Here is a 21,475-nt window from a genome sequence, read left to right as displayed (position 1 = left end):
ATCATGCACGTACCGGGGCAATCATGCCGGGTCAGGAGAGCAGCCAGCAGACCTCATCCTGCAACCGGAGCGGGCTACGAAAATGCGCCGGAGCGGCGCCGCATCAGGAAACAGGCGTCCACGAGTCCTCCTGAGGAGGATGGGACACGACGAATGGCACTTCCAGCCAGTGCCCATCGCTTCCATGACGGAGGGGGTCGTCTGCCCGGTGGTGCCAGATTTCCAGGCGCATCATCCACTCTTGAGTATGCTTTGCTGCTCCCGAAGTAGTCCGGGAGCAGCAACGACCGCTGGGGTGCAGGCGCTTTTCAGCCCTGCGCACTTTTCTGCCTTGGCGGGCCCTAAATCAGTGGGTGGAGCCAGGTCAGGACGGAGCCGTCTTCTTCGATGTGCTCGGCGAGTTCGGCGTTGAATTTCCGGCCGTATTCCGCTCCGATGTGTTCCTCGAATGCCGCTTGGTCGCGGTAGACCTCGAACACGAAGTATTCCCGCGGGTTGGTTTCGCGGGTGTAGGGCAGGAACATGACGTTCCCGGGTTCCCGGCGGACGTGAGCGGTGAGCTCGGCCATCATTTCGGCCACCCTCGCTTCGCTGCCCTGTCTGACGGTGAATTCCGCGTACAGTGTTTTGGTCATGTCCGGTCCTTACTTGGTGGGTTCGGATGTCTTGCAGAGTTGGTTGTTAGTTCAGTGGCGGGAGCTCGCCTGATCCCCTAGGGATCAGTTCTGACGGGACGATGTAGGTTTTCGGGGCGCCGTCGTCTCCGTCGATTCTGGCGAGGATCCGTTCGGCGGCGAGTTTGCCGATGCGCTCGGGGTGCTGGGCGATCACGGTGATCCCCGGTTCCATCATGTCGGCCAGGGTGAAGTCGTCAAATCCGATCAAGGCAACTTTGTGATGCAACCCAAGGGATCTCAGCGCGCGCATGGCACCGAAGGTGATCAGGTTCTGGCTGGAGAAGATCGCGGTGGGAGGGTTCTCCGAGGTGAGCAACTCGATCGCCGCCCGGAGGGCGGTCTCCTCGTCGTGGAGTCCGTTGCGCACCGGGATGGTCGAGGTCGCAATTCCTGCCCTGCCGATTTCCTCCAGGAACCCCGTGCGGCGTTTCGTTGCCGTCTGGATGTCTGTCCGGTCGCCGAGGTAGGCGAGTCTGGTGTGGCCGTGGCGGATGAGGTGCGCGGCCGCCTTTGAGGCGCCCGTCTCATTGTCCGTGACCACCGCGTCGGCTTCGATGCCTACCGGCTCGCGGTCGATGAACACCATGGGCAGGTTCCGTGAGTGCTCCGGGATGACGTAGGCCTGGCTTCTGGCGATCGGGGTCAGGACAAGTCCGTCGACCCGGCGCCCCAGGAAAGCGGAAATCAGCTTTTTCTCCCGCTCCGGATCGTCATCCAGGCTTGAGGCGAAAACCGCAATCCCGCGCTCGGTCAGTGCGTCTTCCAGTGCCCTGTGGATCTCGCCGCTGAAGGGGTTGGAAACACTGGGCAGCAATAACCCGATGGATTGGGTCTTGCGTCCGGACCGTTTCAGGCTGCCCGCCGTCATGTCAAGGTGATACTGCAGCTGTTCCGTGGCCCTGAGCACCCGCTGGCGTGTTTCCTCCGAAACGCCTGGTTCGTTGTTCACGACTCTTGAGACCGTCTTGATCCCGACTCCCGCGAGATCCGCGACGTTTTTCATCGTCGGAGGCCTCCGCCCGGAAACGGATTGGTAACGATTAGACACCGTTGTCAACGAACTGCTCCTCATCATCGATTAACACTTGACTCCCCAGTGTGAGCTTGGTTACATGATACATGACATCGTTGTCTGGCGCCGGAAAGGCGCCACAAACACAGGAGTTTCAATGTTGAGTTCCAAAGCCCCGAGGCCGGCCGCGACCCGCCTTCTTGCCGCCGGCGCAGTCCTGACCCTCGGCGCACTTAGCTTGACCGCCTGCGGAGGCAGTTCCTCTAGCTCTTCCTCCAGCGGAGGTGCCGCAGGAAAGATCGGCGTTTCGCTGATCGTGAAGACCACCTCCAACCCGTACTTCGTGGCGATGGAGGACGGCGCGAAGAAGGCAGCCGAAGGCGGCAATATTGACCTGAAGCTCGCTGCAGGCAAGTCCGACGGCGACGAGGACACTCAGATCCAGGCCATCGAGAACGCCATCTCGAGCGGTGACAAGGGCATCCTGATCACCCCGAACGGCCCGGCCGTCGTCGACGCGATCAAGAAGGCCCGCGACGCGGGGTTGTACGTGATCGCCCTGGACACCCCGCCGGACCCGGCAAGTGCCGTGGACATCACCTTCGCTACCGACAACTTCGCGGCCGGCAAGCAGATCGGCCAGTGGACCGCGGCGCAGCTGGACGGCAAGAAGGCCACCATTGCGCTGGTGGACCTGTTCAGCGACAAGGTCGTCTCGGTTGACTACAACCGCGACCAGGGGTTCCTGACCGGCCTGGGCATCGACACCGCCGACAAGACGAAAAACGGTGACGAGGCCAAGACCGGCAAGTACACCGGCGGCAAGGGCGGGGACTACGAGATCGTCGGCAACCAGGCCTCCCAGGGCGCCGAAGACGGCGGCCGCACGGCAATGGAAACCCTGCTGTCCAAGAACCCGAACATCAACGTCGTCTACACGATCAACGAACCTGCCGCGGCAGGCGCCTACGAGGCCCTGAAGGCCGCGGGCAAGGACAAGGGCGTGCTGGTCGTCTCCATCGACGGCGGCTGCACCGGCGTGAACAACGTCAAGTCCGGCATCATCGGTGCCACTGCCCAGCAGTACCCGGTGAAGATGGCCCAGCTGGGCGTCCAGGCCATCCAGGACCTGGCCACATCAGGCAAGAAGCCCACGGTCTCAGCGGGCCTGGACTTCTTCAACACCGGCTCCGCACTCGTCACGGACAAGGCAGTTTCCGGACTGCAGAGCATCGACACGACGGCTGCTTCCCAGATCTGCTGGGGCAAGTAACGCCTCTCTCTGCGGGGGGCGCGCTAAAAGCGCCTCCCCGCAGAATACCCAGCACGACAACAGTTATAGAACATTGAAGTTCAGGAGCAATTCAAGTGACCCAGCAACAGACCGCCGGCCCGCCGAGCGCCGGTCATGCTGACCTGGCCGAGGAATTCCTCGACCGCCAGACCCCTCTCAGCAGAATCCGCAACATTCTCCACCGCTACCCGGCCCTCAGCCCCGCCATTGTCCTGCTGATCGCGGTGGTGGTCTTCGGGATCCTCAATGAGCGCTTCCTGCGGGTGGAGAACCTGTCTCTCATCACGCAGCAGGTCGCGGTGGTGGGCACCCTGGCGATCGCCCAGACCCTGATCATCCTGACGGCCGGCATCGACCTCTCGGTCGGGGCGGTCATGATCCTGTCGTCAATGGTGATCGCCCAGCTCGCAGTCAGCAACGGCATCCCCGGGCCGCTCGCCCTCATTGCAGGTCTCGCCGTCGGTCTGGCGGCCGGGGCACTCAACGGCTTCCTGGTGACCAGATTCCGGCTCCCGCCGTTCATCGTCACCCTCGGAACGCTGAACATTTTCGTCGCTTTGACGCTGCTCTACTCCGGCGGCAGCACGGTCCGCGGATCCGCGATGCCGCCGGTGCTCACATGGCTGGGAAGCACGTTCCCGATCGGACCCGTACGCATCTCCACCGGCGTCGTCATGATGATCCTGCTCTACGTCGTGGTCGCTTTCATCCTGGGCAAGACCGCCTGGGGACGGCACGTCTACGCCGTGGGCGATGACAAGGAAGCCGCCCGGTTGGCCGGCATTCCTGTGAGCCGCGTTCTGATGAGCGTCTACCTTGCCGCCGGGGCGGTGCTGGCAGTCGGTGCCTGGATCCAGATAGGCCGGACGAACGCCGCCAGCCCGAACGCCGGGGTCGACCTGAACCTGGACTCCATCACCGCCGTCGTGATCGGCGGAACCAGCCTCTTCGGCGGCCGCGGCTCCATCTGGGGTTCCCTGCTTGGCGCATTGATCGTCGGCATCTTCCGCAACGGTCTCTCACTCGCAGGCCTGGACGTCCTCTACCAGACTCTCGCCGTCGGGATCCTGATCATCGTTGCCGTGTCTATCGACCAGTGGATCCGAAAGGTCAAGTCATGACCACGACAGAATTTGCAGCCTCCCACACCAACACCCGCGAACCCATCCTCAAGGCCAGGAACCTCGTCAAGACCTTCGGCCGCGTCGTCGGCCTCGACGGCGTGAGCCTGGACCTGTACCCGGGCGAGGTACTGGCCGTCATCGGCGATAACGGCGCCGGCAAGTCCACGCTCATCAAGTGCCTCACCGGCGCCGAAGTCCCCGACGCCGGGGAGCTCTACGTATCGGGACAGCAGGTCCACTTCAAACGACCGCAGGACGCGCGGGTCCACGGCATCGAAACGGTCTACCAGAACCTGGCCGTCTCCCCGGCCCTCGATGTCGCCTCGAACCTGTTCCTCGGCCGTGAAGAACGACTCCCGGGCCTCCTGGGGAGCGTGTTCCGGATGCTCGACACCAAAGGCATGCGCAGGAAGGCGAAGGAAGAGCTGACCCGGCTGGGCATCTCCACCCTGCAGGATGTCACAGTTCCGGTCGAGAACCTTTCCGGCGGCCAGCGCCAGGCCGTCGCCGTGGCACGCGCGGCGGCTTTCGGGTCCAAGGTGGTCGTTCTGGACGAGCCGACGGCGGCCCTGGGCGTGCGCGAATCGAACCAGGTCCTCCAACTGGTCCGCGACCTGCGCGACCGCGGCCTGCCGGTCATCCTGATCAGCCACAACATGCCGCACGTGTTCGATGTGGCCGACCGGATCCACATCCAGCGCCTGGGCAAGTGCGCGGCCACCATCACCCCGCAGTCCCACAGCATGACCGACGCCGTCGCAATCATGACAGGAGCCGCAAAGGCCTGACGGGCCCACCGGCACCTCCCGCTCCACCGGAGCCCCTTCTCCGTCCGCGGACCTGCCAACAGGTCCGCGGACGGATCCATACCGGGCTCCCACCAGTCAACCCGAAGAAAGAACCCCGATGCACAAACCCCAACCGGACGGCTCCAACCACGAGCTGATAGACGCTGTTGTCATCGGCGAAGCCCTGATCGACATCGTCAACGGCCCCGAAGGATCCATCAGTTATCCGGGCGGGTCCCCGGCCAACGTCGCCTATGGCCTCGGGCGGCTCGGCATCCGGACCGGGCTGCTCACGGCAATCGGCGACGACGAGCACGGCACCGCCATCACCAACCACCTCCACAGCGCAGGCGTCGAGCTTCTTCCCGGATCCGCTTCCCTTGAACGGACGGCAACCGCCACCGCGACATTGGCTGCCGACGGCTCAGCCAGCTACGAGTTCGACATCGCCTGGCAGCTGGCACCTGTGGCGCCGGCCATGATCCCGAAAATTCTGCACACGGGCTCGATCGCTACGTTCCTGGCCCCGGGAGCCGGCACCGTCCGCACTCTTCTCGAGCAGTGCCACCAGTCCTGCCTGGTCACTTACGACCCCAATATCCGCCCTGCTCTCCTTGGCAGCCACACCGAGGCAACGACGATCTTCGAGGACCTGCTTCCGCTCACGGACGTCGTCAAACTCAGCGACGAAGATGCACACTGGCTCTACCCCGGATGGTCCCCGGACGACGTCGCCTCCCACTTGCTGCAACATGGCGCGCGCCTGGCCGTCATCACCAAGGGCGCCGACGGTGCCCTTGTCGCCACACCCGGCGGCCGCTTCAGCATCCCGTCCGTGAAAACCGACGTTGCCGACACCATCGGCGCCGGCGACTCCTACATGTCCGCACTCATCTTCGGACTGCTGACCCGGGGCGACGAAGCGTTTACGCCGCCCGGGCTCGAAGCCATTGGGCAGACCGCGTCGATGGCCGCCGCAATCACAGTGAGCCGCCCGGGCGCCAACCCGCCGACCGCCGAAGAGTTGCAGACGCGTCTGGCAGGCCCTCGGCGACGTCGGCACGCCGTCGCCTATTCTTAACCATCCACCGCCCGATCTTCGGCTGTCAGTTCGACGCACCGCCGTCCACTTGTGTGTGCGCTCATTCAGGCCAAGAAGCGAGATCTTCAACGACGCTAATGCTCTTCATGTTCCTGCACTGCGACGGAAGCCCCAGCTGAGAGTCCCGGGCATTGGCCAAGGTTCAGCTCGTAAAGGTGACGCTCTCAAAGTCGGCGCTCCGTCAGATCCTTTGCGGCAATCCCAGCGAGAGCTTCTGTGAAACGCAAGAGCCCGGCATGGTCGTCGCTGATGAAGCTGATATCCAGTAGGCCCCGAGCCGGTTCCATCTTTCCCGTCGAGCGAGGCGGCAGTTCGGACCCTGGACCCGTCGAATTCGATTTGGAAATGCTCGGCTCCGTCCTGTCCGGGGTCCAGGACGGACCCGTACTCGCCGTGTTTGTATCGGTGTTATCACCCCGTCACGCCGATGTGGTCGGTGTCCAGGGTGATGCACACGAGGCTTTCGTGCGGCCAGAAACTTGGGGTGTGGCCGGGGAAACTGAGGACATCGGCAGCAGTTTTGATCATGAGCGTTTCCATGGTCCTTCTCTTTCCGAGGCGGCGTCGCCAGTGGGCGAGTGGGCGTTAGGTTCCGGCGTCGTTCTGATAGAGGCGCCTCCGCTGGGCATGAGGGGCCGGAGTGCAACTTGGGGAACCGGGAACGATCCGAAAGTTCGCGAGGAAAGAAGCGGAGCGCCGAGCGAAGTTTTGGATTGGGGCCGGCGCAAAACGCCCTGGTTGCGCGGAGGGCCGGCCCAGCGATAATCGACGATCAGAATGACAAACAGCGATGACTACGGCTGCCTGTGGTCAGCGGTAAGGGCCCAAACACGACGCCACATCTGTGCGGGAAAGCAGCAGAGCTGTTGGGCTTTACTGTGCTCCTGTGCTCCTGTGGTCGAGCACGAGAATGTCCAAGTAGGGGACGAGCTCCACAAGCGGCGACTTGGCCGAGCGAGGCCCCGGAGATTGCAACCGACTCACCTTTAACTCACCTTAATCAGCGTCAACCAATGACAATTCATCACCCATCGTCGCCTACAAAAACCCCTAGATTCCGGGGGAGAGGGACATATTCAAGGCGCACAGAGGACCTGGGTCCTAAAGCGGGGGTCGTCGGTTCGAATCCGACAGGGGGCTCTTAGTTTGGCTTTGACCTGCGGGTTTGTTGATTCTGGTCAGAGCCATTTGAACTTTTTGGCGCCGGACTCACCTTTAACACCACGTCGCGATCCCTTATGGATTCTGGACAACTTGCGGAGCAGTCTGATGCATGGCTGTCAGAAAACGGTGTCGAAGAATTCCTCCTCGATGCGGATGTCCTCTACGGCGCGGGTGGTGACACGCCGCGGGACCTGGGCGGTGGACTCAAAGAACGAGAGCCTCCCGCACGTCGGTTCTTCGCAATACCAGCGGTACTTGGACCAGAGGACCTCCACCGGGCCGGCGACAGGAATGTCCCGGATCCGCTGGAAGCGTCGTTCCTTCCGCCGCGACGCAACCACCCCGCACGTGGGGCAGCCCGGCGGCTGGTCGGTTTCGACAATGACCCTCCGGCCGCCATCGGGGCTCACGCCGGTGGAAATGACACGGTAATCGGGCAGGTTGAAGATGTTGGTGGCAGCCTCAGCTGCGACACCGGTAGGCTCGTTCAAGGCTCGTGGTCCTGTTCCAGGTTGAATGCATAGACACACTCATCCCAGCAGGGCCACGGGCCCCCTTGTCTTCAACGACACGAACTCATTTCCCCACCAACCACGAAGAGCCGTCAACCTGGCATACCGCGGACAGCGCGGACGCGAACTTTCGCCTAGGGCCAGCGCGTAGCCTTTTCATTGCTGTCCGACGCTCGAACCGCTCTACTGGACGGTTTTCTCGGAAACGAAGGCAGCTGAAGCCGGCGCCGCCGCTATGGCGCACGGCCGGGTCCAAGACGTACTGTTGCGTATCCAGGCCCCGGGCGATCGGTTCTATCGCGGACACGAGGGCGGGTTCGACGCCAGCGACGTCGTGGGCGCTGCCGACCGGATCGATGCCATTGATGGCGTTCGGTTCGCTGGCATCACCACCTTCCCCGCAACGCTCTTCGACGCCACAACGGGTGGCGCACGCTCCACTCCGAACCTCGCCACGCTCACCACGGCCTTGCGGGAACTGGAACGAGCGGGCCGCCGGGATGTGCAGGTGAACGCGCCAGGAACGACCTCCGTTTCCATCCTGGCAACGCTCGCCGAGGCCGGAGCCACCCAAGTGGAACCGGGACACGGCCTGACGGGCACCACTCCGATCCACGCGGTGCAGGACCTCGTGGAGGAACCCGCCATCGCCTATGTCTCCGAGGTCTCCCACCTCTGGAACGGCGACGCCTACGTCTTCGGCGGTGGCCTCTACGTCGATCCGGTGCTCGGTGGCTCGACGACAACAGCACTCCTTGTGGCGCCGGATACCAACGCGGTCACCGCGCCCGAGCTACGGGTGGACATGCCGGCAGCCGACGCGATCGACTATTACGCCACCGTTCCCCTCGGCGACCACCGCGCACAACCAGGCGACACCGTGCTGTTCGGGTTCCGCCCCCAAGTGTTCGTCACCCGCGCCCTCACCGCCGGCATTGCGGGCCTCTCCACCGGAACGCCGACGGTCGCCGGTATCTGGTCTTCCGACGGCTCAGCACCCCTCACCATCTCCGACACACTCGCTGCACCCAGGAGGACAGCATGATCACCGCAGACCCCACATCCACGCCGAAACCCGACGACGGAACGGTCAAGCCGCTACGGCTCGACGGCATCAGCAAGCACTTCGGCGGCATCGTCGCCATCAAGCGGTTCGACCTCGAGATCGAGCCAGGCGAGATCGTCGCGCTTGTCGGCGACAACGGCGCCGGCAAATCGACGCTCGTCAAGATCATCTCCGGCCTCTACCAGCCCACCGACGGGGAGATCTGGTTGAACGGGGAACGAACCATCTTTCGCGACGCCTCCGATGCACGCACGAAGGGGGTCGAGGTCGTCTACCAGGATCTCGCACTCGTCGACCTCCAGCCGGTGTACATGAACCTGTTCCTCGGCCGCGAACTGCGCAAGCCGCCGTTCGGCACGCTCGATCGCAAGGGGATGGCAACGCGCACGCAGGCGCTCGTCGACGAGCTGGATGTGCGCATCCCCTCTGCGAAATCGACGCTCAGCGACCTTTCGGGCGGCCAACGACAGGGCATAGCCATCGCTCGCGCTACCCATTGGGCCAGCAGCCTTGTGCTCATGGATGAACCGACGGCGGCCTTGGGGGTGGCCGAGACCGCGAAGGTCGAGGAGACCATCCTCAAACTCAAGGAGCGCGGCGCCGCCGTACTCGTCGTCAGCCACAACATGGAGCAGGTCTTCCGCATCGCCGACCGGGTTACCGTCCTCCGACGCGGGACACAGGTGGGAACCCGGCGCGTCGCCGACACGTCCCACAATGAGCTGATCTCGATGATCACGGGGCTCGCTTCGTGAGCGCGGCGATCATCGACGGGCCCGGGGCACTAATGCGGGCGGAGATCGCCGAGCAGCCCAGCCGCTGGATCGACCTGCTTGATGACCAGCGGGTCGCCATCGACGCCGCCGCCGACCTGATCCGTGAAACCCAACCAGAATTGCTCGTCTTCGTGGCACGAGGGTCAAGCGACCATGCCGCGATGTACGGCCAATACCTCGTCCACAACCTTCTTCACATCCCGGCCATGCTGGCGACCCCGGCAACGGTGACCGCGTTCGACACGAGCCTCCGCTACCCCTCGACTGTCGCCGTCGCCGTTTCCCAATCGGGCCAGTCCCCGGACCTGCTCGCGACCGCCGAATCCATTGCCGAAGCGGGCGTGCCCATCGTCGCGATCACCAACGATTCCCGGAGCGCCCTCGCCGCACTCGGGCGCGTTCATATTCCGCTCGCGGCCGGGCCGGAACTCTCAGTTGCCGCGACCAAGACATACACCGCGGAGCTCTTGGCCATCGCACTCGTGGTGTTCCGCGTCGCCGGCCTCGATTGGGACGACATCGGAACTCGCGTCCGTGCGACAGCGGAGGAGGCGATCGCAGTCCTCGGTCAGCCACTCGACGAGCTGGTCGATGCCTTCGAGGGCCGCGAACGCATCCTCATCGTCGGCCGAGGCTACGGGATGGCCACCGCGAAGGAGGGTGCCCTCAAGCTCATGGAGACGAACGCGATCGCAGCCTCGGGCTGGAGCGCCGCCGATGCGACCCATGGCCCGCTCGGGCAAGTCGTGCCTGGCGCGGGCATCATCGCGTTGACGCGCGGCGACGCAGGCCGCGACTCCGTCATCTCCTTCGCCGAAGCGGCCACCCGGCTCGGCGGGCTCGTCGCTGAGCTGGGCGGCCGGACAATCGCGGCCGCCCAGGTCCAGGTGCCGAGCGCCACGGTGTCGACCGAACTGTCGCCGCTCGTCGACATTCTCCCGCTGCAGAGACTGGCCCTGGAACTGGCACTACGCCGCGGACTCGACCCAGACAGTCCAGTCGGTCTCGCCAAAGTCACCAAGACCCACTAATCCGCGCCACCACATCCGCCCGAAAGAGTCCCGAGGTCAACGAGTGGCCGGCGTTCAACGCCGTGTGGCGAATCCGGCTAACAGCCGGATCGAGGCTTCGTCATCGGTGGTAATTGTCGTTCAACCCGGCTGGCTGCCACCTGTATCGCGAGGCGGTCAAGCATCGAGGCCGCCAGTTTTCCTGCCGCGGAACGCCTCGTCCAGGGCCGCGCCATTGCGTGAAGGCGTTGAAGTTCTGTTCGACGACATTGCGGCGTATCCCCGCCCTGGCTGTGGGTAACCAGCAACACCAGAGGCCGGCCGTTGCAAACGCGGCATGACGCCAGGAGTGCATTATCGTCCTCGTCCTGCCCCGGGTATCGGACGGAATGCCAGACAGAGCCAGGCGGCCCCCAATTGCGACCGACTCACCTTTAACTCACCCTAATGAGCGGCAACCAATGACAAATCATCGCCCATCGTTGCCTCCAAAACCCCGAGAATCCTGGCGAAAACCACCAGATCACGGGTAAGCAAAGGGACTGGGCCTAAATCGGGGGTCGTCGGTTCGAATCCGACAGGGGGCGCTTAGTTTGGCTTTGACCTGCGCGTTACCAATTTCGCGGTGCGCCCGACCAATAGCCGGTCGCCCCAACCTAGTGGCCAACTCGATCTGCTGATGCGCGCAACGCGTATTCGGCCGGTATCGGGTCTCCGGATGAGCGCCCGCCCTTCGCCGTCCGCGATGAGCTTGAGGCTTGCTTTGTCGCCTTTGCTGGCGTGGCCGATCAGGCTCACAAATCGGGACAAGATATAGAACGAGCGCCGGTTTCCTGCGGGGTCCTTTCCTTCGAGCCGGATAATGACGCCCTCTCGACCGGCGGTTTTCCGTGTGACGGTGACCTCGACCTGCCGCCACTGGGCTCCAGAGGCGAGCAGTTTCCGGATTCTGCCATAGTCTCCGAGCTCGTTCCTGAGTACGAGGGCGATTGCGGGCGGCAGTATTAGCAGAAATATCGCCAAGGCCGACGGATCGGGATGGTTCGCATCGTTGGCGCCGTCGATCCATATGTCTTGGGGATCGGTTGTGTCGACGTCGATAGTTGTCGGGAACCCCGGGCCCGGCAGAGTATGGCAGTTCGCGTTGACTTTGGCGACGCTATGCAGTTGGCGGCCGCCGACTGAGTAGTCCACGTCCAGCTGACACGAGGAAACGCGGCGTGCCGAGGTATCGGTTTGTGCCGTGACTGTCCCGTCGATCTTGGTGTAGCTGGCGAGTGTGTGTTTGATCCCCGCGATGACGGCCCATCCGAGCCAGCCTGAGACAGATGCGATGACGAACACGGCGGCGGCTCGTTTGAGCCAAAGCCTCCTGCGAAGCCAGCTTCCTTTCCACGCCGGAGGCGCGGAGTCTGGCGGGATGGTCGCCGCTATACGGGTTTCCCTGGTGACCTGGACCCAGGGTCCCGTCGCCTCGCTGCCCGTGACCGCCAGCGGATCCTCGGCGGTTTCGCGTGCAGAGTGGCGAGGGGTTCTCTGTGGAAGATCGCCGAGCTCGGACGAGGTCAGGTTGGCCTTTGCCGTGAACCATGTGCGGGACATGGCGCTCGTGTTCCACTCGCCCTCGACCTTGCGCGCCGCATCCGTGCCTGTCAGCGTCCAAGGCATATACCGGCCGGTTCCGAATGCTCCCGCGACCAATAATTCTTCGGCAACCAGCTCTTTGATCGCTTCGAGGGTGAGTTCCCTGGCCCGTCGATGATCCGAAAGAACACCAGTGCTCCGTGCGGCGGCGACTAAGTCGGAAGCGCTGAGCCAGCGGTCAGCGGCCGCTTCCATCATCGACTCCCGGAGAGTGCCGGCCTTCATGCGGGCATCTCGGCAGGAACATCGCCTGGAGCCCGAGCTGAGGTGTGTCCACAGATGTAGGTCATTCCGTTCCCCCCGCCGCGAATGGTGCCCCCGTTCTTACGGCAAACTATCGCATAATCTGCGAGGGGCCGACACCGTGATCTGGTCTAATGTTGACCGATCTAGAACTGGTTGGGACCGATCCAGACGAAGGTGGGCACGTTGCTGCTTTCGGGTGACCGCCCGTTATCTGCCCAGTTGCGGATCGGAGGTGAGCGCCCGGCCGTCGTCGAGGCGTCCCGCGAGGACTCGAACGAGCTTCGGATCCGCCGCGGCGGTGATGTTGAGGTCGTACCAGCCGCCCTGCGTCGGGATCACCACGGTTTTGGCCTGGCCTGGGTTGAGGCCGAGGGCCTGCGACCCGGCGCCATACGCGTCGGTGAGCGTGAGGGCGGCCGCGGCCGTGCCGGTGTTCTCGATCCGGAACTGCGCGTGGCCGGACACGCCGTCGCGGGTGACGGTCGCACGGATGTCCGCGGCCGCCGTCGTGCCTGCAAAACGGCGGTACCAACCTGCCGGGCCATGCATTTGCACGTCGTACTCGGCGCCAAGCGCCCACGCGGCGTCGAGGGCCGCACCCGAGCCGATCGTGTACGAGTACGGGCCCGCCGGAAGGAGATTCGAGCGGACCTGCACGTGTGCGCCGATCGCCCCGGCGTTCGACCAGCGGGCGGAGAGCTTGCCGCTCGACATCGAGACCTCGACGTCGAGCGCGTATCCGAGCGGGCGCGACGGGCGCGTGCCCTTCTCCTGGGCCGGCATCGAGTTCACTGCGGGAGGCGTCGGCACGTAGCTCGGGTGCCGGTTGTGGTCCGCGGGCTTGAATGCCGAGGTGTCGGGCAGGGCCGGGGCCGCACCCCCGTTCGCCGTGAAGTCGAACGCGCTCGTGAGGTCACCACACACTGCGCGGCGCCACGGCGAGATGTTGGGGGACTTCACCCCGAAGCGCGACTCGAGGAAGCGCACGATCGACGTATGGTCGAACGTCTCCGAGCACACCCATCCGCCCATGCTCCACGGCGAGACGACCAGCATCGGCACGCGCACGCCGAGACCGTAATGGCCCGGGACGTCGGCGATGCCTGAGAACGTCATCCGGCCGTCGTACCACTCGCCCGCGGTCGAAACCGTGGATGCGCCCGGGATCTGCGAGGTGTTGGGGTGCGGCGGCACGACGTGGTCGAAGAAGCCGTCGTTCTCGTCGTACATGAAGAACACGGCCGTCTTGCTCCAGACATCCGGGTTGGAGGTAAGGATGTTGAGGATGTTCGCCGTATACCAGGCTCCAAAGTTCGGCGGCCAGTTCGAGTGCTCGGTGTACGCCTCGGGGGCCACGACGTATGAGACCTGCGGGAGCTTCCCGCCCGCGACGTCCTCGCGGAAGATCCGGAACAGGTCGTCGCCGGCCTTCGCGTTCGTGCCGGTCAGCGCCTTCTCGTGGAGCGGGCTGCCGGGCTTCGAGTGCTGGTACTGCGTGAGGTAGAGGAGCGAGTTGTCGCCGTAGTTGCCGATGTAAGGGTCGCCCGTCCAGCCCCAGTAGCCCGCAGCCGTGAGGCCGTCGCCGACGTCCTGGTACACCTTCCAGCTCACGCCGACCTTCTCGAGCTCCTCGGGTTATGAGCTCCACGAGTAGCCGACCTCGGCGTTCCACAGGTCGGGGCCGCCGGCTTTGTAGTCGTTGCCGTCCCAGCCCGTGAACATGTAGTAGCGGTTGGGGTCCGTGGGGCCAAGCAGCGAGCAGTGGTACTGGTCGCAGATGGTGAACGCGTCCGCGAGGGCGAAGTGGAACGGGACGTCGCCGCGCTCGTAGAACGCCATGGTGGCCTCGGACTTGGCGGGGAGCCACTTGTCGTACTTGCCTACGTTGAAGGCCTCGTGGGTGAGCTTCCACGAGTGGTCGAGGTCTTCCATGAACTGCATGCCGAGATTCGGTGCGGCTGGGTGGTACGGGAGGATGTCCCGCGTCCCGTTGTTCTGCGCGAACGCGTCCTTTCCGCTCGGGAGTATGGCCGGATGCGGGTCTCCGAACCCACGCACGCCCTTGAGCGTGCCGAAGTAGTGGTCGAAGGCACGGTTCTCCTGCATGAAGACGATGACGTGCTCGACATCCTTGATCGAGCCGGTGGCACGGTTGGCCGGGATGGTCGCGGCGCGAGCGATGCTCTCGCCGAGCATCTCAGCGATTGCTGCGGTGGCTGCGCTGGCCCCGGATAGTTGAAGAAAACGCCGACGGTTGAGACCTGACATGAGCTGCTCCCAGTGCTTGGCTTAGCTGACGAAAACCCCCGACCGACTCTTCCAGCGCCAGGCAAAAGTTAAGTGCCGGAAAGGCAAATTTTGGGGCAACATGCGGCCGCTGCGCCGGAACCGGCGTTCATCCGCCTGGAGTCCCGCCCGGGGAGTGGCTGAGCTTTTCCGTCTTTCGGGCGGTGAGATAAAGGCGGTGGGCAGTGATGACCAGGACCAGCCAGGCGGCACCGAGGGTCCAGGCCGCCAGGACATCCGTGAGCCAGTGGTGGCCCAGGAACACCCGGCTGAGGCCGATGGTCAGGGCGAAGAGGGCCGCGGCGGTCACGGTCCAGGCTCGGGCCCGGCGGGAGCGGCAACGCAGGATGACCAGGTAGGCGATGATTCCAGCGATGACGAACGAGTTCAGCGAATGCCCACTGGGAAACGAGGGGGAATACTCGTAGGGCGGCACGGCGTCGATGAGCGGCGGCCGGGCACGGCCGATGAGCTGCTTGCCGGCGATTGTCATGAGCAGGGAGCCGGCAGCCGCAGTGACAATGAGGATCGCAGGGGTCCAGGAGCGGCGCCGGAGGACCAGGACGGAGGTGGCGATCGCGGCCAGGATCGGCATCCCGATTCCTCCGCCTAGATCGGTGTAGGCAGTGGCGGCGGCGTCGAGTGCTGGGCTGCGCAAGGTCATCGCCGCCTCCAGGACCGGGTGGTCCAGGGCGGCCACGCCATCTGCTTCCGTCACTGCCTCGTACACCTCGCCGGTCGCGAAGGCCAGCAGTGATGCCACGACGGCTCCCGCAGCGAGGACCAGGATCAGCGCACCGTACGCGCCGAGACGGGCGCTGAGGCGTTGTGCGCGGGAGGCGAGCCACCTTCCGGCGGGGGTCTTCCACCGGGCCAGGTCAGCGTCGCCGACAAACCGGTCGTCGCTGAGCTCGCTTTTGCCTCCGGCTGAATCTTCGTCCGATGTGCCTTCGGGGTGAACGCCCATTGTCTTCCGCCTCACATCGTGCATGGATTTGATCAGTAAGGTTACCTTCTAGGCTGTTTGAAGTCCGGATCCAGAGGATTGGCCTCGGGCGCCGGGAAGGAGCACGGAGTGGACAATGACGCTGATAGCTGGTTCCTGAGCCGTGCTGAGCGGGGGAATCTGGCCACGGACGTGCACGCGGGCGGTGCCGGGGCTCCGGCATGGTCGGAGGGCAACCTCGTGCGGCCCCTGATTCATGGAGCGAGCTATTTTGCCCGACTGCATGAGGAGTTGACCGCGCTTCAGGCGGGAGACCGGGTGTGGTTCACCGACTGGCGTGGCGACGCCGACGAGCGGCTACTGGCGGACGGACCGACGATCGGGGATCTGCTAGCGGGGTTGGCACGCTCGGGGGTGGAAGTGCGGGGCCTTGTCTGGAGATCCCATGGAGAGCGGGTATCGGCTCCGATGAGCGGCCGATCCAACGAGCTTCTTACCCGCAAGATCAACGACGCCGGCGGAGAAGTGCTTTTGGATCAGCGCGTCCGAATGTTCGGCTCCCACCACCAGAAGTTGTTCGTCATCCGCCGTCGTGACGATCCTTCGCGGGATGTCGCGTTCATTGGCGGGCTCGACCTTTCCCACAGCCGACGGGACGGCGCCGACCATGGGGGAGACCCGCAAGCGGTAACCATGGATCCCAGATACGGGAAACGGCCTCCGTGGCACGATGCCGCACTCGAGCTGCGTGGCCCCGTGGTTGCGGATGTGCTCGCAGTGTTCGCTGAACGGTGGAACGACCCCCATCCCTTGGACCGCGGTACCCCGTACCGGATACTGCAGCAACGCCTGGCCCGCATGCCCCGGCACCCCGAACCGCTCCCGGCTGCCGCCCCGCCGCCACCACCGGCCGGTCCTCATGCAGTGCAGCTACTGCGCACCTACGGCGTGAAACGTCCCCCGTTCCCGTTTGCACCCGAAGGCGAACGCAGCATTGCCCTCGGTTACGCAAAAGCCTTCGCCCGAGCCCGCTCGCTGATCTACATCGAGGACCAGTACTTGTGGTCGACAGAAGTTGCAGCCGGAATCGCCGGGGCCCTCGAGCGGAACCCCGACTTGAACGTGATCGCCGTCGTTCCCCGCTACCCCGACTCCGACGGCCCTCTGGTAGGACCGGCAAGCCGGATCGGTCAACTTCGCGCCCTGAGGATGTTGCACCAGACGGCACCCGACAGGGTCGGAGTGTTCGACCTGGAGAACAGCTCGGGAACTCCGATCTACGTCCATGCCAAGATCTGCATCATCGACGACATGTGGTTCACCTGCGGCTCGGACAATTTCAACCGCCGGTCCTGGACCACCGATAGCGAGCTCACCTGCGCCGTATTCGACGCCACCGCCGGCAACGGAGAGTCGCCCGGCGCTGACGGCCACGACATTGGCGCCGGCCACGCTTCCCGGCCGCTGGCCCGCGGGCTCCGGCTCCAACTCTGGGCCGAACACCTGGGTTTGGAGGAGGACGATCCCCAACTCCACGACCCGGCGGCGGGGCTCAGGCTGTGGAAAGCCAGCGCCGGCGCCCTCGACCACTGGCATGAATCCGGGCGCCGCTCGCCCCGTCCGACCGGAAACGTGCGGCGCCACACCGCGGAACCGGTGTCCTTCCTCCAGCGCCTCTGGGCGGATCCGCTCAGCCGTTTCGTCGTGGACCCGGACGGCCGTCCCCGCCGGCTGCGCGGCACTACCCGGTTCTAGGCAAGCTGGGCCGAAGCGGCCCGGCATAACTGATTGCGAACCATCTCTTCCGGCTTGCCCATGGCCCTTCTGTGAATCCTGGCATAGGGTTTGACCCACTACCCGCCGGCTGCCCGACTGGGTTCATCAACACGATGTGGGCGCTCGGGAATGAACTTTGAATTCGGGGATCTGGCCGACGCCGATTCCCGACCGATGAAGACGTGAGGGAGAAACATGACGCTTGCTCGTGCTGGACATCGAATTGCCACCCATCGTCCCTGTATTCCCGCAGCGCTGCCAAGGGTGCCGGCTTGCGGGCGGTGCGGCCCGGGGTTTCCCCTGACATTCCATGAATATGTTCCGGCGGTCTATGCGGCCGATGGCAGCGGATTGCGGCCGCCGTCGGCAAGCTACAGCTGTGCACGATGCGGTACAAAGGACAACCATCAGGTTCCCTCAGGCTGGGCACCGCCCGAGTGGCAGTGGTACTCCTAAGCCAGGTAGGACAGCGCTGCGACCACGTGGGTTTGGACGCCCATGGACAGGGCCGGATCGATCACGGGCGCGAAGAGTGGAGAGTGGTTTGCCGGTATGTCCCGGGCCACTGTCCCGCGTTCGACGGCGGCCCGGTAGGTTTCGGGGTCCGCGCCGCCTAGGAGCCAGAACGTGTATGGGACCCCGAAGGCGTCCGGAACGCGGCTGAAGTCCTCTGACGCGGTCTGCCTATATGCGGTACGCACTGAGTCTTCCCCGAAGTGGGCGGCGAATGCGGCCCGGACCGTCTCTGTCACAGCCGCGTCGTTGCGGGTGAGGGGAAACTGATCGTAGTACTCGAAATCCGGGTCTTGCGGTGATCCCGCGGCGGAACACTCGCCAAGGACTATCCGCTCAATGGCCGCGAGGACCGACGCACGGACCTGGGTATCGTAAGTGCGGACGTTGAGCAGGAGTGTGGCGCGGTCGGGGATGATGTTGGACGTCGTCCCGGCGTTGAGCGCCCCCACTGTGACAACCGCGAAGTCGCCCGGTTTCGTCTCCCGCGAGACGATGGACTGCAGCCTGAGCACGATCGAGGAGGCAAGCACCACGGGGTCGACCGACATGTGCGGCATTGAGCCGTGCGCGCCCTTCCCATACACGGTGATCTTGAGCGAGTCCGCGGCGGAGAGGACGGGGCCTGGCGTGGTCGCTACCATCCCTGCCGGGATCGGCATCACATGTTGCGCGAAGGCGACGTCCGGCCGCGGCACTTTGGCGACGAGTCCGTCGTCGAGCATTGCTTGGGACCCGGCCCCGATCTCCTCGCCGGGCTGGAATAGCGCGATATACGTCCCGGACCAGGCTGTCCGGCCGTCGGCCATGAGTTTGGCCGCGCCGAGCAGCGCAGCCACGTGCAAGTCGTGCCCGCATGCGTGCATGACACCGTCCACGGCCGACGCATAAGACAGCCCCGTCGCCTCGGTGACCGGTAACGCGTCCATGTCCGCGCGGGCAAGCACCGTTGGGCCGTCCCCATTGGCGAGGATGCCGACGACGCCGGTGCCCCCGATGCGTGTTACGGCATAGCCGAACCCCGCGAGTTTCCCCTCGACGACCCTGGAGGTCCCATGCTCCTCGAGGCTCAGCTCGGGGTGTCTGTGCAGGTCCATATATGTGTCCCGGATCCAGGCGAGTTCTCCTTCAAGGCCTGCAAGGACTGCTTCGCAACCGCTCATGGACCCATCGCTCTCAGTAGCAGTTCGGGCGCCTGGGCGAACCCGCGCAACCGGGAAACCCAGCATAGACCCGGAAACCGAACCGGGGGAGTGTACATTCCGAAGCCGCGAGCGGGATTACTTCCACGTCGCGGCTTCGGAAGGGGCGGTACTAGTCAGCGAGGATGTGGTACAGCGCTCGCCGGGCTTCGTCGATCTTTTCCATAGCCGCCGTACGCTGTTCGTCCGTTGCGGCGAAGCGGAATTGATGGATGACTCCCATGAGCTTTGCCACGCTCTGGTGGAACGCGGGTCCTGATCCCTCCGGATCGATGTTCCACGCATTTTCCAGCTCCTCAGCATGCTCCGCTACATATGCCTTCCCGGCATCGGTGAGTGTGAACTCGGTGCGCCGGCCTTCGCCGACGGGCGCAATGAGTTCCTCGTCAACGAGCTGCTGCAGGGTCGGATAGACGGAACCCGGGCTTGGGCGCCACGATCCCGACGTCTTCTCGGCGATTGTCTTAATGAGCCCGTATCCATTTGATGGCGCTTCAGCCAGCAGGGAGAGGATCGCGAAACGAACGTCGCCCTTGTTGGCCCGACGCGGGCCCCCGGGACCAAAGCCGGGACCAAATCCTGGTCCGAAACCGCGGCCCGGCCCAAATCCGCGGCCCGGCCCGAATCCGCCGTGTCCGTGGGGACCGCGACGGCTGCGGCCGCGTCCGAAACGTTCCATATCCGGACCGCAATCTGTGTGTTTATTGTCGTGAATGCCTTTCATAACGGCATCGTCCTTTCAGTGTTTTGTGGGTTGCCCTCAGGCTCGCAGTTTGTTCTGCGATACTTAACGATATATCGCTGACTGTCGTTAAACAAGAGCTGGATTTTGTTCGAACTTGGTCTGCGACGCACGCCGGGGATACCCGATCGCTCTGCCGATTGCCCACTCGGAACTTAGGATGGTCGCTAACGAGATTGAGGACAACAGATGAGCGAACAACTGACGACCATCGAGGTCGAAGAATTCCTGCCGCATTCGCCCGCCAAGGTTTGGCGGGCTCTGACGGAACCCAGGCTGATCGCCCGCTGGTTGATGGAAAACGACTTCCAAGCGATCGTCGGGCATCAGTTCCAGATGCGCGGGATTCCCGTTCCGGCAGTTGGCTTCAGCGGTTTGGTGGCCAGCGAAGTCCTTGACGTGGAAACGGAGAAGCTACTGCGTATTTCGTGGCGGGACGCGAACTCCGGAAACAGCCTCAACAGCACCGTGACGTGGTCGATCGCCGCGGAAGACACGGGCAGCCGTCTGTCGCTCGTCCATGACGGGTTCAATCCCGACGAGCCGACGCACGTGGCATCGCACCGCATCATGAGCGGTGGCTGGCGAAACCATGTGCTTCCGCGGCTCGGCCAGACCCTGGCCGAACTCGACAGCACTGAATCCGACAGCGCCGAACTCGACAGCTAAGGCAAACAATGCAATTCGTCGTCTTCTACAGCTCGGATCCTTCCGTACACCTCACCGGCAAGGCTCCACGAACGCTGGCACTTTAGGCTCGATTCCCCACGCCACCCGGTGGAGTGCGGTTGCGAGCCAACCCCGGAGCCGAGCCAGCCGCGAGCGCCTTGCCGGGCGTGCCGGAACAACCGGTGCCCCCGGCAAGGCACTGCGGCTGTCATTGTTCACGAGGCCAATGACCGCGCAGGCCATCATCAACGAAAAATCCATAGTCATCTTCTTCTCATCTAAAACGTGGAGCCCTGGACTGTAATCAGTTAGCGGCTGGAAAAAACCCGAATACTCAAGGCGGAACCGCCGTCGTTCAAGGTCCTGTTAAAGACGCTAAGCGCTCCGGAAGACGATGTCAGCAGCTAGGCCGCTCCCTGCTTTTCCTAGGATTGGCGGTCCTACCCACACCGGGCTCAGTCCGAGATCGACGCCGGCGCCGCCAGTTCGCTTGCGGTGGTGGCCGCCCAACTCGCGAGCAGTTTCAGGCGTTCGTCGCTCGCCGACCCTGGTTCCGCCGTATAGGCGAACATCGTCCACCCGGGGTTGGCCGGCAGTTCCATTGCCTCGTAGCTGAGTTCGAGATCCCCGACCACAGGGTGATGCATGCGCTTGATGCCGGTCCGGTGGAAGCGGACGTTGTGGGCGGCCCAGCGTGTGCGGAATTCCTCGCTCCGGGTAGCGAGCTCGCCGACCAGATCACTTAGGCCCTTGTTGTGTGGCTGCCGTCCGGCGTAACTGCGCAGGGTGGCCACAATGTCGTTCGCGCCTTGCTCCCAATCGATGTAGAAGTTGCGTCCATGGATTCAGGCTACTTCCGGCACGGGAAGTGTGGGAGGTCCTGTCAGTACACCGTTTAAGCGCCGTGGGCGGATACCGCTGGGTGC

17 protein-coding genes and 2 pseudogenes are annotated in these 21,475 nt (G+C 64.2%); 10 read left to right on the top strand and 9 right to left on the bottom strand.

Translation table 11 applies throughout. The annotated features are described in order from the left end of the window. Positions 1–341: 341 nt before the first annotated feature. Together AC1DJB_RS06380 and AC1DJB_RS06375 are read right to left on the bottom strand one after the other, a co-directional pair. A complete protein-coding gene (locus AC1DJB_RS06380; protein ID WP_241708018.1) occupies positions 342–635 on the bottom strand; it encodes a putative quinol monooxygenase in 294 nt (97 codons plus the stop codon). Positions 636–681: 46 nt separating this feature from the next. Beyond that, the gene (locus tag AC1DJB_RS06375; RefSeq protein ID WP_241708019.1) at positions 682–1,680 is read right to left on the bottom strand and encodes a LacI family DNA-binding transcriptional regulator; all 999 of its coding nucleotides are present in this window, start codon (positions 1,678–1,680) and stop codon (positions 682–684) included. Positions 1,681–1,846: 166 nt separating this feature from the next. Between AC1DJB_RS06375 and AC1DJB_RS06370 the strand changes: the two genes are divergently transcribed. The 4 genes from AC1DJB_RS06370 to AC1DJB_RS06355 all read left to right on the top strand — a co-directional run bounded on the left by AC1DJB_RS06370 (position 1,847) and on the right by AC1DJB_RS06355 (position 5,976). Next, complete coding sequence (locus tag AC1DJB_RS06370) at positions 1,847–2,962, top strand: substrate-binding domain-containing protein (RefSeq protein WP_241708020.1); 1,116 nt, start codon at positions 1,847–1,849, stop codon at positions 2,960–2,962. 95 nt (positions 2,963–3,057) lie between these two features. Continuing rightward, positions 3,058–4,104: an ABC transporter permease gene (locus AC1DJB_RS06365; RefSeq protein ID WP_234750546.1), complete on the top strand. Its 1,047-nt coding sequence runs from the start codon at positions 3,058–3,060 to the stop codon at positions 4,102–4,104. Further along, positions 4,101–4,895 (top strand): ATP-binding cassette domain-containing protein, encoded by a 795-nt coding sequence (locus AC1DJB_RS06360; protein ID WP_241708021.1) that lies wholly within the window; start codon positions 4,101–4,103, stop codon positions 4,893–4,895. The genes AC1DJB_RS06365 and AC1DJB_RS06360 overlap by 4 nt, the downstream gene beginning before the upstream one ends. A 118-nt stretch (positions 4,896–5,013) precedes the next feature. Next, on the top strand, positions 5,014–5,976 hold the full coding sequence (locus AC1DJB_RS06355) for a carbohydrate kinase family protein (RefSeq protein ID WP_241708022.1): 963 nt from the start codon (positions 5,014–5,016) through the stop codon (positions 5,974–5,976). Positions 5,977–7,277: 1,301 nt separating this feature from the next. Here AC1DJB_RS06355 and AC1DJB_RS06350 read toward each other — a convergent pair. Next, positions 7,278–7,652, bottom strand: coding sequence for a transposase family protein (locus AC1DJB_RS06350; protein WP_441438379.1), 375 nt, complete (start codon positions 7,650–7,652; stop codon positions 7,278–7,280). A 214-nt stretch (positions 7,653–7,866) separates the two neighbouring features. Between AC1DJB_RS06350 and AC1DJB_RS06345 the strand changes: the two are divergent. From AC1DJB_RS06345 to AC1DJB_RS06330, 4 genes and pseudogenes are all read left to right on the top strand, one after another. Then, positions 7,867–8,271: pseudogene (locus AC1DJB_RS06345) on the top strand (alanine racemase); the annotation flags it as partial. Further along, positions 8,248–8,718, top strand: coding sequence for a hypothetical protein (locus tag AC1DJB_RS06340; RefSeq protein ID WP_476910062.1), 471 nt, complete (start codon positions 8,248–8,250; stop codon positions 8,716–8,718). The pseudogene AC1DJB_RS06345 and the gene AC1DJB_RS06340, both read left to right, overlap by 24 nt. Further along, a complete protein-coding gene (locus AC1DJB_RS06335; protein WP_441432688.1) occupies positions 8,715–9,494 on the top strand; it encodes an ATP-binding cassette domain-containing protein in 780 nt (259 codons plus the stop codon). The genes AC1DJB_RS06340 and AC1DJB_RS06335 overlap by 4 nt, the downstream gene beginning before the upstream one ends. Continuing rightward, the gene (locus AC1DJB_RS06330) at positions 9,491–10,546 is read left to right on the top strand and encodes an SIS domain-containing protein (protein WP_441432689.1); all 1,056 of its coding nucleotides are present in this window, start codon (positions 9,491–9,493) and stop codon (positions 10,544–10,546) included. The genes AC1DJB_RS06335 and AC1DJB_RS06330 overlap by 4 nt, the downstream gene beginning before the upstream one ends. A gap of 567 nt (positions 10,547–11,113) precedes the next feature. On the opposite strand, the gene AC1DJB_RS06325 is transcribed toward AC1DJB_RS06330, so the two are convergent. From AC1DJB_RS06325 to AC1DJB_RS06315, 3 genes and pseudogenes are all read right to left on the bottom strand, one after another. Then, positions 11,114–12,394, bottom strand: a complete 1,281-nt coding sequence (locus AC1DJB_RS06325; RefSeq protein ID WP_476910031.1) for a hypothetical protein — start codon at positions 12,392–12,394, stop codon at positions 11,114–11,116. 228 nt (positions 12,395–12,622) lie between these two features. Beyond that, a pseudogene (locus tag AC1DJB_RS06320) lies at positions 12,623–14,683 on the bottom strand (phosphocholine-specific phospholipase C). A gap of 127 nt (positions 14,684–14,810) precedes the next feature. Beyond that, positions 14,811–15,668: a phosphatase PAP2 family protein gene (locus AC1DJB_RS06315; RefSeq protein ID WP_441432691.1), complete on the bottom strand. Its 858-nt coding sequence runs from the start codon at positions 15,666–15,668 to the stop codon at positions 14,811–14,813. 108 nt (positions 15,669–15,776) lie between these two features. On the opposite strand from AC1DJB_RS06315, the gene AC1DJB_RS06310 reads away from it, so the two are divergent. Then, entirely contained in the window at positions 15,777–17,402 is a 1,626-nt protein-coding gene (locus tag AC1DJB_RS06310; protein WP_441437438.1) for a phospholipase D family protein, read from the top strand. A 473-nt stretch (positions 17,403–17,875) separates the two neighbouring features. Here AC1DJB_RS06310 and AC1DJB_RS06305 read toward each other — a convergent pair whose 3' ends face one another. Both AC1DJB_RS06305 and AC1DJB_RS06300 read right to left on the bottom strand, forming a co-directional pair. Then, positions 17,876–19,099 (bottom strand): amidohydrolase, encoded by a 1,224-nt coding sequence (locus AC1DJB_RS06305; RefSeq protein WP_441432693.1) that lies wholly within the window; start codon positions 19,097–19,099, stop codon positions 17,876–17,878. Between the two features lie 151 nt (positions 19,100–19,250). Then, positions 19,251–19,862, bottom strand: coding sequence for a PadR family transcriptional regulator (locus AC1DJB_RS06300; RefSeq protein ID WP_441432694.1), 612 nt, complete (start codon positions 19,860–19,862; stop codon positions 19,251–19,253). 207 nt (positions 19,863–20,069) lie between these two features. Here AC1DJB_RS06300 and AC1DJB_RS06295 point away from each other — a divergent pair, with 207 nt between their 5' ends. Then, positions 20,070–20,549 (top strand): SRPBCC family protein, encoded by a 480-nt coding sequence (locus AC1DJB_RS06295; RefSeq protein WP_306963860.1) that lies wholly within the window; start codon positions 20,070–20,072, stop codon positions 20,547–20,549. A 455-nt stretch (positions 20,550–21,004) separates the two neighbouring features. On the opposite strand, the gene AC1DJB_RS06290 is transcribed toward AC1DJB_RS06295, so the two are convergent. After that, complete coding sequence (locus tag AC1DJB_RS06290) at positions 21,005–21,394, bottom strand: MmyB family transcriptional regulator (RefSeq protein WP_307052820.1); 390 nt, start codon at positions 21,392–21,394, stop codon at positions 21,005–21,007. Positions 21,395–21,475: the final 81 nt, after the last annotated feature.

It is taken from the genome of Arthrobacter sp. 01T428 (assembly GCF_056398685.1).
This window is presented reverse-complemented; position numbering and strand designations above follow the sequence as displayed.